The organism is Xanthobacter sp. NM-59 (assembly GCF_021401125.1).
Lineage (GTDB): Bacteria > Pseudomonadota > Alphaproteobacteria > Rhizobiales > Xanthobacteraceae > Xanthobacter.
Genome location: NZ_JACBFQ010000002.1, coordinates 263,016 through 279,114 on the forward strand (window position 1 = coordinate 263,016; position 16,099 = coordinate 279,114).

Here is a 16,099-nt window from a genome sequence, read left to right on the forward strand (position 1 = left end):
CCTGCGAAAAGGCGCGGCCATGATCGTTCTCGACGATATTTCCCTGCGCCTCGCCGGCCGCCTGCTCATCGACCACGCCTCTGTCGCCATTCCGGAGAATGCGCGGGTGGGCGTGGTGGGTGGCAACGGCTCGGGCAAGACCACTTTGTTCAAGGCCCTGGTGGGCGAGTTGGAGCTGGAGAGCGGCGCCATCCGCCTGCCCAACCGCACCCGCATCGGCCGCGTCGCCCAGGAGGCCCCCGCCGGCCCCGACAGCCTCATTGAGCGCGTGCTCGCCGCCGATACCGAGCGCGCGGCCCTGCTGAAGGAGCGCGAGACCACCGCCGATCCCATGCGCATGGGCGAGATCGAGGCGCGGCTGATCGACATCAACGCCCATTCGGCTCCGGCGCGGGCGGCCACCATCCTGGCCGGCCTCGGCTTCGACGAAAGCGCCCAGAGCCGGCCCTGTTCGGAGTTCTCCGGCGGCTGGCGCATGCGCGTGGCGCTCGCGGCCCTGCTCTTCACCGAGCCGGACCTGCTGCTGCTGGACGAACCCACCAATTATCTCGACCTCGAAGGCACGCTGTGGCTCCAGGATTACCTGGCCCATTATCCGCGCACGGTCATCCTCATCAGCCATGACCGCGATTTGCTTGATTCGTCGGTGGACCACATCCTGCACCTCACCGGGCAGAAGCTGACCCTCTACAAAGGCGGCTTCACCTCCTTCGACCGTCAGCGCCGGGAGCGGCTGCTTCTGGACCAGAAGGCCCGCAAGAAGCAGGAAGCGCAGCGGGCGCACATGGAGTCCTTCGTGGCCCGCTTCCGCGCCAAGGCCACCAAGGCGAAGCAGGCCCAATCGCGCCTGAAGGCCCTGGCGCGACTGGAGCCGCTGGCCGCGCAGGTGAGCGAGGAGGCGGCGTCCATCTCCATCCGCCATCCCGAGCGGCTGCTGTCCCCGCCCATCGTGGTGCTGGAGAAGGCGGCGGTGGGCTATGTTCCCGGCAAGCCCATCCTGCGCAATCTCGACCTGCGCATCGACGAGGATGACCGCATCGCTTTGCTCGGCCCCAACGGCAACGGCAAGTCCACCTTCGCCAAGCTGCTGGCGGGCCGGCTTTCCACCGATAGCGGGCGCATGGTGCGCGCCGACAAGCTGGAAGTGGCCTATCTCGCCCAACACCAGCTCGACGAACTGCGCCCCAATGACAGCCCAGCCGAGCATGTGCGCCGCCTGATGCCCGACGCCCCGGAAGCGCGGGTGCGCGCGCGGGCGGCCGAAATGGGCTTTTCCGGCGGCGCGGCCGACACCAAGGTGTCGTCCCTCTCGGGCGGCGAGAAGGCCCGCCTGCTCCTGGGGCTGGCCACCTTCCACGGGCCGCACCTGCTCATCCTCGACGAGCCGACCAACCATCTGGACATTGAGGCGCGCGCCGCGTTGATCGAGGCGCTGAACGATTTTCCCGGTGCGGTCATCCTCATTTCCCATGATCGCTATTTGCTGGAAGCCTGCGCCGAGCGGCTGTGGCGCGTCTCCGGCGGCACCGTGAAGCCCTATGAGGGCGATCTCGACCAGTATCGCACCGAGGTGCTCTCCAAGGCCGACGGCGACCGCATGACCAGCGAGGGCCGCAAGGAGAAGGCCGCCACCAAGGAGGAGAGCGCGCCGGAGCCCAAGCGCCGCATCGCCACGGGTCCGCTCAAGAAGCGCATCCGCGAGCTGGAAAGCCAGGTGGAGAAGCTGGAGCGGCTCATTTCCCTGCTCGACACCCGGCTGGCGGACCCAGCCTTGCACGCCAAGGCGCCGCTGGACGCCGCCCGCTATGGCCAGGAGCGCACCACCGCGGCGGCGGCCCTCGCCAAGGTGGAAGAGGAGTGGCTCACGGTGAGCGCGGAGCTGGAGGAAGCGGGGGGCTGACAGCCCATTGCCGCGGAAACGCACGGCCGGAATGCGGCCAAGGGAGCGACGTTCCCCTCGACATTCGCCGCGACACCGCCGCGCGGCCTGTCCGAGCGCGCGGGGGCGCTCAGCTTGTGGGCACGCGCCCCAAAGCGGGTTCCAGGCCCGGTTCCATCACCGGCGCGAGGCGGGTGCGGCGGATCATGACCGGCCGATAGAGCTGCTTGGTGGCTTCCACCACCAGCACGCCGGAAAAGGGCAGCGACAGGCGCGAGCCCACCCGCTCAAAGGCGACCGCCGTGCGCAAAAACCAGCGGCTGGGCGGGGCGTAGAGCGCCTCGCTCCACCCCACGGGCGTGAACAGCGCCTCGCGCAGCAGTCCCACCACCTGGCCACGCGAGAAGGGCCGGCCATTGCCGAAGGGCGTGGTATCGAGCCGCGCCCACACGCCGCGCCGGTTGGGCACCACCGCCAGCAGACGCCCGCCGGGGGCCAGCACGCGCCACACCTCGCGCAGCATTTCGGCGGGGTTGCTGGTCATTTCCAAAGCGTGCACCGCCACCACCCGGTCCATGCTGGCGGTGGGCAAGGGCAATAGCAGCTCATCGGAAAGGGCGGCGAGGGCGGGGCCGGTGGACGGCCAGCGCACCACGCCCTGAGCCGCGGGCATCACCGCGATGCAGCGCTCCGCCTCCTCCCGGAACACGCCGAGAAAGGGGATGGCATAGCCCAGGCCGAGCACGGAAAGGCCGGTGACGTCCTCGAAGCGGGCGCGGATGGCGCGTCCGAGCAGCCGCCGGGTAATGACGCCCAGCGGCTGGGCATAGAAGTTGCGCAGGTCGACCACGTCGAGATTCATGCCGCTGCCCGCGATCCCCTGGCTGCCGAGATCCCACATGCTGCGAAAGTCCGGATCCACGCGCGCGCCCGCGCCCGTTGTTCAAAGGCCATGAATAGAGCATCGTCGCGGCCGGGTCGCCAGGCTTCTCGCGGCGACGGTGCAAAAGGCGGGACAGGCGCAAGCGCCACGCCTCTGCTATCATCGCCGCGGGCCACTGCCCCGGAGGACCCTTTCGTGCCGGCGGAGATCCGTCTCGTTCCCTGCCTCAGCGACAATTATGCGGTGCTGCTGCATGATTGCGTGACCGAAGCCACCGCCGTCGTGGACGCACCCGACGGGGAAGCCATCATCGCCGCCGCCGATGCAGCCGGCTGGGCCATCACCGAGGTGCTGGTCACCCACCATCACGCCGACCATGTGCAGGGCATCCCCGCGCTCAAGGCGCGCTATGGCGCCACCGTCGTTGGCCCGCGCAAGGAGGCGGATGCCATTCCCGACATCGACGTGGTGGTGGAGGATGGAGACCCCGTCGCCGTCGGCGGCCTGGTCGGCCGGGTGCTGGAAACGCCCGGGCACACGCTCGGCCATGTGGTCTATCTGTTCGAGGGGGAGCGGCTGCTGTTCAGCGGCGACACCCTGTTCTCCCTGGGCTGCGGGCGCGCGTTCGAGTGCGAGCCGGCCGTGCTGTGGCACTCCCTGGCCCGCCTGCGCGCTTTGCCGGGCGACCTTTCCGTCTATTGCGGGCACGAATACACCCTGGCCAATGCCCGCTTCGCCCTCTCGGTGGATCCGGATAATGGGGACCTGAAGGCGTTGGCCGCGCAGGTGGAACAGGCCCGCGCCGAAGGCCGCCCCACCGTGCCCTCGCGCCTCCAGGACGAGTTGAAGGCCAACCCCTTCCTGCGGGCGGACGATCCCGCCCTGGCCGAGCGGCTGGGGCTCGCCGGGGCGGAGCCGGCGGCGGTGTTCACCGAACTGCGCGCCCGCAAGAACGACTTCAAGGGCTGAGCCATGGACCGTGCCGATACCCTGGACCCCAGCCTTGCCGCGGCGGACATCATCGCGCTGCTTGGCCTCCAGCCCCACCCGGAAGGCGGCCATTTTCGCGAAACCTTCCGCGACGTGGCACCGGACGGCGGGCGCGGAAGCTCCACCGCCATCTATTTCCTGCTGGCGGCGGGAGAGCGCTCCCACTGGCATCGTGTGGATGCGGTGGAGATCTGGCATTGGCATGCCGGCGCGCCGCTCACCCTTTCGGTGGCCGATGACAAAGGCCGCAGCGACCTGCTGCTGGGGCCGAAGCTCCATCTGGGGGAACGCCCGCAAGGCATCGTGCCCGCCTTCGCGTGGCAGGCGGCCGTGAGCACTGGGGCCTGGACCCTCGTCGGCTGCACCGTCGCCCCCGCCTTCGACTTCGCCGGCTTCGAGCTGGCCCCACCCGGCTGGTCGCCGGGCTGAGGGTTTCTGGCGTTTTTCGAAATCGGCCAAGGGCTTCAGCTTTTTGAGCCGGGCTGTCTCTCCGCGAGACGCGGCCCCGTCCGTTGCCCCTCATGGGGCAAGCGGAGCGTCCCTGAGCGCACGCGTGGAAATCAGCGAAGGCCTGCTGCCCGCAGCCAGAGACCAAATGGCCGGCCGATACGGGTGTGCCGGGTGAGAACAGCGGAGAGGCCAGCCCGGGGCGCCTTTGCCCCTCGGACCCATGACAAACCTCATGGCCCGCACACCGGACCATTTCCGCGTGCCGCGAAGCTGGAGGGCATTCAACAATTCCTTGATTTATTTTATTTATCGGCGCCCCGGTATCCACTTCACTCGATACCGTTCCACACGGTCGAGGCGAGCACCGGACGCTCTCCGGCCACGGCTGGAAGGACGCACGCCGAGTTCCGGACAGGCCTGCAGGCCGCCGACGTCGGCGCGCCCCAGGCTCCGGTCACCCGGCCCCGCACCGGGCGGCGCCGTCAGCTCTCGCCGCCCCGGCCGCCATGGGCGGCGGACAGGGCGATGGCGTCGCCCTCCACCACGTCGGCGGTATCGCTGGCGCCCATCAGCACCAGCAGCTTGGCGCGGGCCCGGTTGACGCGGCTCTTGATGGTGCCGAGGGCGCAGCCGCACACCTCCGCCGCCTCCTCATAGGAGAGGCCCGCGGCACCCACCAGCACCAGCGCCTCGCGCTGGTCGTCGGGCAGGTGGGTCAGCGCCTCTTCCAGGGATTGCAGGGTCATGGACCAGTCCTGGCTGGGGCCCACATTGCTGTCCTGCTGGGCCAGCACCGACAGGCCCTCATTCTCGCGCCGTCGCTTGCGCATGTCGGTGTAGTAGGTGTTGCGCAGGATCGTGAACAGCCAAGCCCGCAGATTGGTGCCCGGATCGAACCGATCGATATTGGCGAGCGCCTTCAGCAGCGTTTCCTGAACCAGATCGTCCGCCTCGGTGCGGTTGCGGGTCAGGGAACGCGCGAAGGCACGCAGCGCCGGCAGGAACTCCAGCACCTGCATGCGCAGGGGCGGTTCACTGTCGGGGCTGCTCGCGTGCGGGCGTGGCGTCACGTCCATGGCGAACCCTCGCATACGAAAATGCCGGGTGCGCCTGCGATCCGCCAATGGCGGGCCTTCGGCGCGATCCGCACGCGCCTTGCTTCACCACGAAGGGGGTGATGGCACTTTCGCCATCGGTTGAAACGCCCACCCTCGCGGCCTGCGCTGCGCATCTGCCTCATCTTAAGCCAGTGTGGACGTTTGCGGAAGGCGCACGCTGAACGCGCGTGCGGCTTCACATTCGCGTGAAGCGACATGGTCCCACGCGGCGGGGGCCGCGCCGCGCCCATGCTCTCATGCGCTGCGGCTGCCGGAGCCCTGGCCGCCGTGCTTCTGGCCGCCCTTCTGCCCCGCCTGCGAGGCGAGCGTGCGGTTACGCGAGAAACTGCGCTGGTCATCCGAAACGCTCTGCCCACCCTTACGGCCGGCGGCGGCGGCCAGCGCCCGGTTCTGGAAGAAGCTGCGCTTCTCGGCGGGCACGCTCTCCCCACCCTTGCGGGCAATGGCGCGCTGCTTTTCCGCATCCATGGCCGCGAAGCCACGGTGGGATGGGGCCTTTGATTGAACCTTTTCCATCACTGCTGCTCCTGGTCCCTTGCTGCTGGCGTCCGGCCTGAGGCCGGCTTGGCGACCGGGGGCCGGCTCCCCTGAATGGCCTTGGGCCGGGTTTGGAGAGGGCCTGAACGATCCGGAATGGGCGTCGGCTCAAAATCCGGTCGCATAACCATGAACGTTGCAGAACGGCAGAGGTTCCCGGCCCATCGTCCGGGAATGAGCAAGACGGCTCAGCGGCAGGGAAAGGCGCCGGTGACGACCATGCGTGCCCCATCGGCCACATGCACCAGGCTGCCGCCCAGCTGCGCGGCAAAGCCGTGGGCGAGGTCGCCGGTGGTTGCCGCCTCCGGCACATTCGCGCTCACGCGGATGGAGAGCATGCCATCCGCCAGGCCGCCGGTCAGCGTCAACGCGGCGGGCTTGTCGGCCCGCAGCGTGCTCTCGCTGCCACCGGTCAGGCCGAGCACGATCTCCACCACCATCAGCGCGAGCGGCACCGCCATGTCGGTGGGCAGCGCGGCATCCTGGGCTTCCACGGTGATCCGCGCCGGCCGCTCGCAGGCGCCCTCGAGCAACGCCGCCAGCTCCCCCAGCAGCTCCCGCAGGCGCACCTGCGAGCCGTCGGCCGCCTCGTAGAGGATGCGATGCACCAAAGCCAGCGTGTTGACGCGGGTGCGCAGCTGGTCGAACCGGCGCCGGTCATCACCGCGCATTCCCGCGCCATAGAGGCTGATGAGGCTGACCACGATCTGCAGGCTGTTCTTGATGCGGTGGTGGATCTCGCGCACCAGCGCGGTCTTTTCCGCCAGCGCCTGGCGCAGCTGGCCATCACGCTCGCGCACCGCCAGCGCCATGTTCTCCACCGCATGGCCGAGGGCGCGGAACTCGCTGGGCGCGGCATCGATGCGGGTGGGGCGGAAGGCGTAGTGGCCCTGGGCATAGACCGCCGTCACCCGCCGCAGATACAGCAGCCATTGCAGCACGATGCGGTCCACCGCCAGCCACAGGCCGATAATGCTCGCCACCACGATCACCGTGGGCAAAGCGAAGCTGGCGGCGACCGTGAGCAGGGTCCAGCGGAACAGTCGGCTGGTGGGCATGGCGAAGGCGGCCACCAGCCCGTCGCGGCCCAGGGGGGCGGTGGCGAAGGTGTAGTCGCGGCCATCGGCGGTGCCCACGTCGCGCAGGCCACCCGCATCGGCGGTCATCTCCTTGCCGGCGAACAGAACGGCGGAGACCTGCCGGGCGTTGGAGAGCAGTTCCTTGCCCTCGGCGGAGAACAGCGCCACCACCCCCTGGCTGGCGGGAGTCTCGCGGCGCAGCCGGGCTTCCAGCCAGGACACGTCGATGGACAGGCCGATGGCGCCGGAAAAGGTGCCGTCCCGCTCGCGAAGGGGCAGCACCCCCACCAGGACCTCGGTCTGGGCGGCCCGGCTGAACACCCGCTCCGACAGCAGGAATCGCGTCTCGCGCGTCGCCTGTCGCCACCAGCCTTGGCCCGATACATCGCGCGCCTCCAGCGGCAGGGCCGAGCATTCCACCGCGCCGTTGCGGTTCATCACGCCGATATTGCTGGCGAAAGGCAGGCTCAGCACCGCGCCGTGCAGAATGGCCTGGCAGGAGGGGCCAGCCTCGCGCACATCGGCGACATTCTGCAGGGCCCGCAGCACGTTCTCCGCGGAGGCGAACACTTTTTCCAGGGTCGAGGCATCGGTCAGCACATGCTGGAGCAGGCGCTGGCGGGCCTCCTGCTGGGCTGCCTGGAGCTGGAGGGCGCCCTGGACAAAATTGAGCCCCGCAATGGGGGCGAGGGCGAACAGCACCATGACGATGAGACGGCGGCGGACGCTGTCCAGAAGGCTGCGCGGATGGCCGGCCGCCGCCTCGAAGATCGCGCCGCGCTCCTTATGGCGCGCGCGCACCGCCTGCGCCTTCACCCACTCCATCGACAGCTCCGACGTGACCTGCCATCGTTCCCTGCCCGCATCCGCGCGACGCGGCGGGTGAAGCCAGATTTCATCCGGTTTACAATGCAAGGGGTTGCCAGCAGGTTCCGATCACGCGGGAACTTTCCGACGGAGGGGCGTCGATCACGTCCCTTTTATTGCCCGGTTCGTGGTCAAGACTGCTGCTTCGGCGAACACGACACGCCCAAAAAACGATGCACGAGAACGATGCACGAGACATCTGGGGGAGGGGCCATGTCCATGAAGGGGTCATCCATCAGGGGGGCGAGTATCAGGGAGCAGCGAATGCCGCATTCCTCGATCATGAAGCAGCTTCCCGCGCTTCGGCGCTATGCCCGCGCGCTGCTGGGCTCCCAGCAAGCCGGCGACGGCGCCGTCAGGGACACACTCCAGGCCCTGGTCGAAGGCCGGGTGGCTCTGGATGAAGGGATTTCGCCCCGCGTCGCCTATTATCGGGCCTTCCACCGGGTGTGGAACCGCAAGGCCGCCGGGGCACCGGACCTGCGCGCCGATCAGCGGCTACAGTCCATGGACCTGTCTTCCCGGGTGGCGTTCCTCCTGACCGCCATGGAAGGCTTCTCCTATACCGAGGCCGCGAGCATTCTCGGCATCTCCATCGAGGAGGTGGAAGCCCAGGTGATCGCCGCCCAGCGGGACATCGACCGCCAGACCGCCACCCGCGTGCTCATCATCGAGGACGAATGGGTGATCGCCCTCGACCTCCGGAGCATGGTGAGCGACCTCGGGCATGAGGTGATCGGCGTCGCGCCCACCCATTCCAAGGCCGTGGAACTGGCCGAAAGCTGCGATTTCGGCCTGGTTCTGGCGGATATCCAGCTGGCCGACGGCTCGTCCGGGGTGGATGCGGTGAACGACATTCTGGGCTCGCGCGACGTGCCGGTGATCTTCATCACCGCTTTCCCGGACCGCCTGCTGACCGGCGAGCGGCCGGAGCCCACTTATCTCATCACCAAGCCATTCCTTTCGGAAACGGTGAAGGCCACCATCGCCCAGGCCCTGTTCTTCCATCAGGCCCGCGGCGCGCCCGAACCCGTCGCCCGCATCGCCTGAGCGGAACGCTCCGCCCGTCCCTTGTCCTTCCCTTGCCGTTCCCTTGCCGTTTCCTTGGGTTCTGGCGCATCCTCCGCGCCGCACCCGCAGCAGGAGCTTTGCCATGGTTGAGAAGTCCGCAGCCGCCAAGAGCGCGTCCACTGAGAGCGAAGCCGCCAAAACCGATGCCGCGAAGACCGACGCCGGCCTCGACATGGACGCCATGCGCGCGGAACTGGAACATCTGCGCGGCGAGCTTTCGCGCCTGCTGGACGCAGTGGGCGAAAGCGCCCGGCAGGCCGCCGACGATGTGGCCATTGCCGCCGAGGCGCAGGCGGAAACCGCCGGCATCTGGGCCGAGGGGCAGTGCGAATCGCTGCGCTCCAGCATCCGCGAGCGGCCGCTCACCGCGTGCGCCATCGCCGCCGGCGCCGGCCTCATCCTGGGGCAGATCCTGCTCCGCCGCTGAGGCGCCTTGTCGCCCGACGATGCCGCGCCGGGCCTTGATTTCGCGACCGCGCAGCCGCGGCGGATTTTCTGGCGGGGACCGGCGGCGCCCCGGCCGGCCCATCGCTGCGGCCGAAGGCCGGCTGATGGGCGGATGGCTCCACGGGAGAGCTCACCGCCCGCACGCCCCGGCGCATGATCCCGGCTCCCGCTTGGCGGCGGGCGCCGACACGGGCGACATCACCCTGAATGCGGGCGGGCTCAATCATGCTTCCGGCTCGCGGAGCGGGGAGAATGCTTTCGGCCCATCGAGCTGAGGCGCCTTCCAGCCGGCGACCCGCCCGACGCTTCACGCGCCAACGCCCGAGAGGCGCCTTTGTGAGCCTGGTCCGCTGCGACAGAGATCGGCGCTGTCGATCCGCCTCGACGCGGGCTCCCGCCACGCCGCCAACCCGCCGTGCGAGCGGGAGAAAGCCGTTTCGCCCACCTCCCCTTCCCACAGGCCTTTGCGCCAGCCCAATGGGCTCGCTTTAGCGCCGGATGGCAGAAGGCCCGTGAGTAGTGCGCACGGGCCTTCGGTCTCAGTTGTTGTTGCGCCGGTTGGTCTGCGGCCGGGCGCGCTGCTGGGGATTTGCCCTCTGCTGGGGTCTGGCGTGCTGCTTCGGCCGGGCGTGATGAGGCGCATTGGCACGAGGCTGCTGGCGCTGCGCGTTCGGACGGTTGGCGGGACGGTTCTGCCCGGCATTGGGACGGTTGGCGTTCGGACGATTCACGTTCGGACGGTTTGCCGCGGGCCGGCTCTCCGGACGATTCGCGCTGGGGCGATTGACGTTCGGGCGGTTCACATTCGGCGTGTTGCCGGGACGGCTCTCCGGCCGGTTCACGTTCGGACGATTAATCTCCGGCCGCGTGCCCGGGCGACCCTCCGGACGGTTGATGTTCGGCCGGTTGATCTCCGGCCGCGTGCCGGGGCGGTTGTCCGGACGATTGATCTCCGGCCGCGTGCCCGGGCGACCCTCCGGACGGTTGATGTTCGGCCGGTTGATCTCCGGGCGCGTGCCCGGGCGGCCGTCCGGACGGTTGCCGGGGCGGTTCACATCCGGGCGGTTGATTTCGGGGCGCGTACCGGGGCGGTTGTCCGGGCGGTTGATGATAATGCCGCTATTGCCGGGCTGATTGATGTTGATTTCGGGCCGGTTGATGATCGGGCGATTGCCCGGCCGGTTGCCTTGCCACGTGCCGCCACCGGGACGGGACGGCGGACGCATGGCCGGCCGGTCGGGCCGCCCCGGGCGGCCGGCGTCAGGCCGGCTGTGCGGCGGGCGGGGGTGCCACGGGCCAGGCCCCCAGGCCGGCGGGCGCGGACGCGGCCCCGGGCCCCAGCCCCAATGGGGCGGCTGATGCCAGGCGGGCGGGGCCACCCAGATGGTGTTCCAACCCCGGTTGTTCCAGCCCCAGCGATTGTTCCAGCTCGAGCCCACCAGCACCCCTGCCCCGAAGCCCAGGGCCCCGGCGGCAAAGGTGTTGAACGCGGTATTGGGATTGTAGACCGGCACGTAGACGCGCTCCGGATTGGCCGGCTGGATATAGATGGTGCGCTGGCCGGCATCCTCGCGGGTGGTCACCACCTGCTGCGGCGTGGTGGCGAGGTTGCCCACCTGCTCGGCCTGCGCGCGCAGCATCTGAATGGCGTTGGACACGTCCTGCGGCTGCTTGATGAAGGCGAAGCCGAGGGATTCCGTCCATTCCATGTGCTTGTAGAGGTTCTTCAGCACATCCGGGAAGCGCGTGAGCGCCTTCACGGAGGAATCCCAAGGCTTGCCGTCCAGGGCCGACAGGTCGCCGTGGCGCGCCGTATTGGGATTGCGCTCCACCCAGCGATAGGCGGCAACGATCTGGTCCGGGAACGCGGCGGCGGGCAGCAGGATGGCCAGCAGCGGATCCGGATAAAGGGCGATGGGCGCCAGCAGGAATTCCAGCTCGGCCAGGGTGTAGAGCTCGGGCGCGAGCTCCGGCGCCGCGGCCGGCACCTGCGCCGGAAGGGGCGGTGCCTGGGTGGGCGCGGGCGAAGCCTCCGCAGCGGGCGCCGGAGTGGCCGCCGCGGGCGCCTCGGGGCTCTGCGCCAAAGCGGGCCCGACCGCGGCCGACCAGCCGAACACCGCAGCAACCGCCATGCGCGACCAGTTGCCGGCCCAGGCCGGCGGCCCCTTTTTGCGAACGCAGCTCGTCATCCCTGTCTCCAGCGTCACCACGGCGCAGATCCAACGCTGATTGAGGGCGCGCCGCAAGGCGCTGGATCAATCTTGGGACGGGCCGCACAGGGCTGGGACACGCCGCGCAGCCAGCTGCTGCCCAGCGCGCCCCCGGGCGATCCCGGAGCCAGCCTCAGCGCCCCGCGCGGCGGGCGCGCACGGCGGCGCCGAAGGCGGCGAGCAGGCGCGCATTGGGCGCCGACAAAGCGGGCTTGTATTCGGGATGCCACTGCACCCCCACCGCGAAGGGATGATCGCGCAGCGACACGGCCTCCACGGTGCCGTCGGGCGCGAGAGCTTCCACCGAGAGCCCCTCCCCCACCGTGTCGAGCCCCTGATAATGCAGGGAATTCACCGAAAACCGCGCCGCCCCGAAGGTCGCCTCCAGGGGCGAGGACGGTGTCAGTTCCACCTCGTGCAGGGGCCCATATTGCAGGTCGAGCGGCCCTTCCTCGGGCGAATGGTGGTTCATGCGCCCGGGCTGGTCGGCAAGGCGGGCATGCAGGGTGCCGCCCAGGGCCACGTTGAATTCCTGAAAGCCGCGACAGATGAAGAGCGACGGCATGCCGCGCGCCACCGCCGCCCGAATCAGCCCCAGCGCGAAGCGGTCACGGGTGGGGTCGAACGGCCCCGGCGCATCTTCCGGCCCGTTCCAGTGGCTCGGATGCACATTGGAAGGGCTGCCGGTGAAGAAGAATCCATCCACATGGCCGAGCAGGGCGTCAATGTCCGCCTCGAATGCGCCCGGCGCCATCACCGGCAGCGCCATGACGGGCAGGCAGCCGGCGAAGTCATAGACCGCCCGCGCATATTTCTCGCCCACCATGAAATAGGGCAGCTCGGTCTCGTCCTTCAGGTCGCCGACCACGGCCACCAGCGGCTTGCCTTCAGCCATTTTCGCAAAGCTCCCGGAACCCGCTCACTCGCCCAGGCTGTAGCGCACGCCGAGGCGCAACTGATGGCCGCCCAGCTCGTCGATGCCGACGCCCGTGATGCCCGGCAGGTCCGGGGCGCCAAGGCTCACATAGCGGTATCCGAGGTCGATGGTCCAGGTGTTCGACACAGCGTAGGACACGCCGGCCCCCAGGCTCCAGGCAAAGCGCCAGTCGTCGCCGAAGCTGGGCAGGCCCGCCGGCGGCGTGATCTGGTCGATAGCAAAGCCCACCCCGCCGCTGAGATAGGGCGTGAAGCCGGCCAAGGTGATGACATCCCAGTACAGGCTGGCGAGCGCCACCGTTGAATCGGCCTCGAAGCGCCCCAGCACCGTGTCGACGCCGCCAAGGTTGAGATAATCGATGCCCACTTCCGCCCGCAGCCAGGGCGTGAAGCGATAACCAAGACCGGCGCCGATGGACCAGCCCGAGGAATGCCCCGAGCCGCCCGTGGGCAGGGCGCCGGTGAACAGCGTGTCGAAGGAGCCGTCCACATAGCCGGCCACATAGCCCGCGTCGGCGCGCAGGTACCAGCCGGCCGCGCCCTCTTCCGCCACGTCCGGCGGGGCGAGGGAGAAGTCACCGGCCTTGCCCAGCAGCGGCATGTCGTCATCCGCCCGCGCGGCGACAACCGGAGCAAGAAGAAGAGTCGCCGCCAGTACGGAAACCGAACGCCACATCACGCACCCACCGCATCACTGTCTCGATGGGGAAAGGCTCGCACGGGAAGGCTTAAAGTCGAATTAACCCTGATGGGAAGTTAAAGCCGGAGTGGCGCCTGCGGAATCCGGCATCCGGGGAGGTCTATGCTTGGCCGTCCCTGGGGCGCGGCACGAAGGCAGCCCTCAAGAACGCCGAAGGCCGGGACAAGCCCGGCCTTCGCGTTATCGCGGGATCTGTCGGCGCTTCGCCGCGCGGCTTCAGGCCGCCACGCGCTTCAGGGCGTCAATGACCTCGTCCACCACTTCCTCGATCAGGTCGCGGTCATCACCCTCGCCCATCACGCGGATCACCGGCTCGGTGCCGGAGCGGCGGATCAGCAGGCGGCCGCGATTGGACAGGCGCCGCTCGGCATCGGCGATGGTGGTCTGCACATTGGCATCCTCCAGCGGCATGCCGTTGCCATAGCGCACATTCTTCAGCACCTGCGGCAGCGGGTCGAAACGGTGGCACACCTCGGATACCGGCCGGCCCTGCCGCGCCACCACCGCAAGCACCTGCAGCGCCGCCACGAGGCCGTCGCCTGTGGTCGAGAAGTCGGTGAGGATGATGTGGCCGGACTGCTCGCCACCCACATTATAGCCCTCGGCGCGCATGCGCTCGAGCACGTAGCGGTCGCCCACGGCGGCGCGGGCGAGGCCGATGCCCTGCGCGTTGAGGTGCCGCTCCAGGCCCAGATTGGACATGACCGTGGCGACGATGCCGTTGCCGGAGAGCCGACCATCGGCCTTGAAGCTCTCGGCCACCACGGCCATGAGCTGGTCGCCATCCACCAGATGGCCCTTCTCGTCCACCAGGATGACCCGGTCGGCGTCCCCGTCGAGGGCGATGCCGATATCGGCGCGCACCTCCCGCACCTTGGCGCTGAGCGCCTCGGGCGAGGTGGAGCCCACATCGCGGTTGATGTTGAGCCCGTCCGGATCGACGCCGATGGAAACCACCTCCGCGCCCAGTTCCCACAAGGCTTCCGGCGCGACGCGATAGGCCGCGCCATTGGCGCAGTCCACCACCACCCGCAGGCCGTCGAACTTCTGATCGCGCGGCAGCGTGCCCTTGGCATATTCGATGTAGCGGGCGTGCACGCCCTCCAGCCGGCGGGCGCGGCCGATCTCGGCCGGCCTGGCCAGGTGGCGGGAGAGATCCTGGTCGATCAGCGCCTCGATCTCCCGCTCCGTCTCGTCGGAGAGCTTGAAGCCATCGGGCCCGAACAGCTTGATGCCGTTGTCGTCGAACGGGTTGTGGGAGGCGGAGATCATCACCCCGAGATCAGCCCGCATGGAGCGGGTGAGCAGGCCCACGGCCGGGGTCGGCATGGGGCCAAGCAGCAGCACCTCCATGCCCACGGAGGTGAAGCCAGCCACCAGCGCATTCTCGATCATGTAGCCCGAGAGGCGGGTGTCCTTGCCGATCACGACCCGGTGGCGGTGATCGCCGCGACGGAAGGTGAGGCCCGCGGCCATCCCGACCCGCAGCGCGATATCGGCGGTGAGCGTCGTATTGGCACGTCCACGCACCCCATCGGTGCCGAAATACTTGCGCGACATGTCCCCTCATACATGCTGGGGCCAGCCTGAGGCCCGCCTCCCGGTATCGTGATGGCTTAGCATCCCTTCGCCCGCCGCGCGATCACATCTCGTGACTGCATTTCACAGGGTTTGCGCGGGGCGGAGCGGATCAGAGCTTCGCCATCATGTCGTTTTCGTGGTCACTGCCCGATGGGCGTCGGCGCCGGCGTGGCGGCGAGGGGGAACAGGCCCGGCTCCTTGCCGTCCAGCTTCACCTTGGCCATGTCGATCGCCTGCAAGGCGGGATTACCGTAAGTGGTGAAGGTGTAGCGCATGTTCTTCAGGTCCGCATAAACCGTCCACTCGGTCAGCTCGTTGCCGGAAACGCCACCGCCGGCGGCGGAATCCGACTGCGTCACCACCGAGCCGGGAGCGATGTCGAACGAGCTCATGATGTGGCGCACGGTGGTCAGCCCCTCATCCACGGTCGCCGGCTGGGGCGCGAAGCGCGAGAAGAAGAAGGCGCGCACGAAGCGCGAGGGCGAGAGCACATCTCCGGGCAGGCCGTGCAGCCCCGCGCCCGTGGACGGCGGCGAGATGGTGAGCGGACCCACGCTCATGGAATCCGGCTCGGCCGCGCCAAGATTCACATATTGGCCGAGATTGGCCAGGTGCCAGTCGAAGCCGGGGGCGTTGGTGAGCACGCCGGTGGGGTTGTCGTACATGTGCAGCTCGCCGCCCACATATTCCACCACCAGGCTGGCGCCGCTGGCATCGTGCAGCGTCATGTGCACCGGCACCGGGCCCTTGAAGGTTTCCTGTGGCGCCGCGCTCACCTTGATCTTCGGCATGGCCGCCTTCACCTCCGCCACCGTGGCGAAGGAGGTGAGCACGTAGGTGAGCATCTCAAACGAGGCGATGGAGTTCTTGGCCTCCGCCGGCGTCACGTCCTGGAACTTGGCGAGGCCGGGCAGGTAGAGCAGCCCGCCGGCGAGGCCCTTCTCGTTCATGCCGTCCACGAAGATCTTCATGCCCACGCCATTGAGGCCGACGGCGGCATATTTGCCGGTCCAGCTCAGGCCGGTGCCGGCCTGCCCGGTGGGGCCGGTGCCGGTGAGCGCGACATTGCGCGGCATCACCATGGCCTGCGACTGCAGCGGCAGGCTGAACTCCATGGTGCGGCCATAGACCACGCCGCCATCCTTCGCCTTCAGGATCAGCGAGGTGCAGGCCGAGGCGGCCATGCCCTGCACCAGCAGCGCCGTGCCGGCGAGGAGGGCGGTGGCCGTGTGCTTCATCTTCCGCATGGGGTCATCCTTCCTGCAGTCATCAAGGTGTGGATCAGGCCCGGACGCACGACGTAAAGGGACCAAACGCGACGCTGCCCCCTGCCGCCCGCCTCTTGATGGCG

Annotated in this window: 14 protein-coding genes; 5 read left to right on the forward strand and 9 right to left on the reverse strand. The window is 68.9% G+C overall.

What is annotated here, in order from left to right; genetic code table 11:
• The first annotated feature begins 19 nt into the window (after positions 1-19).
• The gene (locus tag L0966_RS06525) at positions 20-1,900 is read left to right on the forward strand and encodes an ABC-F family ATP-binding cassette domain-containing protein (RefSeq protein WP_234051056.1); all 1,881 of its coding nucleotides are present in this window, start codon (positions 20-22) and stop codon (positions 1,898-1,900) included.
• A 109-nt stretch (positions 1,901-2,009) separates the two neighbouring features.
• Here L0966_RS06525 and L0966_RS06530 read toward each other — a convergent pair whose 3' ends face one another.
• Entirely contained in the window at positions 2,010-2,741 is a 732-nt protein-coding gene (locus L0966_RS06530) for a methyltransferase domain-containing protein (protein WP_234051303.1), read from the reverse strand.
• Positions 2,742-2,957: 216 nt separating this feature from the next.
• Here L0966_RS06530 and gloB point away from each other — a divergent pair, with 216 nt between their 5' ends.
• Positions 2,958-3,731, forward strand: coding sequence for a hydroxyacylglutathione hydrolase (gene gloB, locus L0966_RS06535; protein WP_234051057.1), 774 nt, complete (start codon positions 2,958-2,960; stop codon positions 3,729-3,731).
• 3 nt (positions 3,732-3,734) lie between these two features.
• Positions 3,735-4,181: a cupin domain-containing protein gene (locus tag L0966_RS06540; protein WP_234051058.1), complete on the forward strand. Its 447-nt coding sequence runs from the start codon at positions 3,735-3,737 to the stop codon at positions 4,179-4,181.
• 503 nt (positions 4,182-4,684) lie between these two features.
• On the opposite strand, the gene L0966_RS06545 is transcribed toward L0966_RS06540, so the two are convergent.
• The 3 genes from L0966_RS06545 to L0966_RS06555 all read right to left on the reverse strand — a co-directional run bounded on the left by L0966_RS06545 (position 4,685) and on the right by L0966_RS06555 (position 7,761).
• Complete coding sequence (locus tag L0966_RS06545) at positions 4,685-5,278, reverse strand: sigma-70 family RNA polymerase sigma factor (RefSeq protein WP_234051059.1); 594 nt, start codon at positions 5,276-5,278, stop codon at positions 4,685-4,687.
• Positions 5,279-5,554: 276 nt separating this feature from the next.
• A complete protein-coding gene (locus L0966_RS06550) occupies positions 5,555-5,836 on the reverse strand; it encodes a general stress protein (protein WP_234051060.1) in 282 nt (93 codons plus the stop codon).
• A gap of 209 nt (positions 5,837-6,045) precedes the next feature.
• Complete coding sequence (locus tag L0966_RS06555; protein WP_234051061.1) at positions 6,046-7,761, reverse strand: sensor histidine kinase; 1,716 nt, start codon at positions 7,759-7,761, stop codon at positions 6,046-6,048.
• A 306-nt stretch (positions 7,762-8,067) separates the two neighbouring features.
• Between L0966_RS06555 and L0966_RS06560 the strand changes: the two genes are divergently transcribed.
• Positions 8,068-8,853, forward strand: a complete 786-nt coding sequence (locus tag L0966_RS06560; RefSeq protein ID WP_234051062.1) for a response regulator — start codon at positions 8,068-8,070, stop codon at positions 8,851-8,853.
• A gap of 103 nt (positions 8,854-8,956) precedes the next feature.
• Entirely contained in the window at positions 8,957-9,301 is a 345-nt protein-coding gene (locus tag L0966_RS06565; RefSeq protein WP_234051063.1) for a hypothetical protein, read from the forward strand.
• 559 nt (positions 9,302-9,860) lie between these two features.
• Here L0966_RS06565 and L0966_RS06570 read toward each other — a convergent pair.
• The 5 genes from L0966_RS06570 to L0966_RS06590 all read right to left on the reverse strand — a co-directional run bounded on the left by L0966_RS06570 (position 9,861) and on the right by L0966_RS06590 (position 15,995).
• Complete coding sequence (locus tag L0966_RS06570) at positions 9,861-11,510, reverse strand: DUF3300 domain-containing protein (protein ID WP_234051064.1); 1,650 nt, start codon at positions 11,508-11,510, stop codon at positions 9,861-9,863.
• A gap of 154 nt (positions 11,511-11,664) precedes the next feature.
• Positions 11,665-12,426, reverse strand: coding sequence for a gamma-glutamyl-gamma-aminobutyrate hydrolase family protein (locus L0966_RS06575; RefSeq protein WP_234051065.1), 762 nt, complete (start codon positions 12,424-12,426; stop codon positions 11,665-11,667).
• A 24-nt stretch (positions 12,427-12,450) separates the two neighbouring features.
• On the reverse strand, positions 12,451-13,143 hold the full coding sequence (locus tag L0966_RS06580; protein WP_234051066.1) for an outer membrane protein: 693 nt from the start codon (positions 13,141-13,143) through the stop codon (positions 12,451-12,453).
• 240 nt (positions 13,144-13,383) lie between these two features.
• Positions 13,384-14,727, reverse strand: coding sequence for a phosphoglucosamine mutase (gene glmM, locus L0966_RS06585; protein ID WP_234051067.1), 1,344 nt, complete (start codon positions 14,725-14,727; stop codon positions 13,384-13,386).
• Between the two features lie 161 nt (positions 14,728-14,888).
• Positions 14,889-15,995, reverse strand: a complete 1,107-nt coding sequence (locus L0966_RS06590; RefSeq protein WP_234051068.1) for a linear amide C-N hydrolase — start codon at positions 15,993-15,995, stop codon at positions 14,889-14,891.
• Between the last annotated feature and the right edge of the window lie 104 nt (positions 15,996-16,099).

Bases quoted from the DNA above. Each gene is read 5' to 3' on its own strand.
- L0966_RS06525 (WP_234051056.1), top strand. From the start codon at position 20: ATGATCGTTCTCGACGATATTTCCCTGCGCCTCGCCGGCCGCCTGCTC.
- L0966_RS06530 (WP_234051303.1), bottom strand. From the start codon at position 2,741: ATGAATCTCGACGTGGTCGACCTGCGCAACTTCTATGCCCAGCCGCTG.
- L0966_RS06540 (WP_234051058.1), top strand. From the start codon at position 3,735: ATGGACCGTGCCGATACCCTGGACCCCAGCCTTGCCGCGGCGGACATC.
- L0966_RS06545 (WP_234051059.1), bottom strand. From the start codon at position 5,278: ATGGACGTGACGCCACGCCCGCACGCGAGCAGCCCCGACAGTGAACCG.
- L0966_RS06550 (WP_234051060.1), bottom strand. From the start codon at position 5,836: ATGGAAAAGGTTCAATCAAAGGCCCCATCCCACCGTGGCTTCGCGGCC.
- L0966_RS06555 (WP_234051061.1), bottom strand. From the start codon at position 7,761: ATGGAGTGGGTGAAGGCGCAGGCGGTGCGCGCGCGCCATAAGGAGCGC.
- L0966_RS06560 (WP_234051062.1), top strand. From the start codon at position 8,068: ATGCCGCATTCCTCGATCATGAAGCAGCTTCCCGCGCTTCGGCGCTAT.
- L0966_RS06565 (WP_234051063.1), top strand. From the start codon at position 8,957: ATGGTTGAGAAGTCCGCAGCCGCCAAGAGCGCGTCCACTGAGAGCGAA.
- L0966_RS06570 (WP_234051064.1), bottom strand. From the start codon at position 11,510: ATGACGAGCTGCGTTCGCAAAAAGGGGCCGCCGGCCTGGGCCGGCAAC.
- L0966_RS06575 (WP_234051065.1), bottom strand. From the start codon at position 12,426: ATGGCTGAAGGCAAGCCGCTGGTGGCCGTGGTCGGCGACCTGAAGGAC.
- L0966_RS06580 (WP_234051066.1), bottom strand. From the start codon at position 13,143: ATGTGGCGTTCGGTTTCCGTACTGGCGGCGACTCTTCTTCTTGCTCCG.
- glmM (WP_234051067.1), bottom strand. From the start codon at position 14,727: ATGTCGCGCAAGTATTTCGGCACCGATGGGGTGCGTGGACGTGCCAAT.
- L0966_RS06590 (WP_234051068.1), bottom strand. From the start codon at position 15,995: ATGCGGAAGATGAAGCACACGGCCACCGCCCTCCTCGCCGGCACGGCG.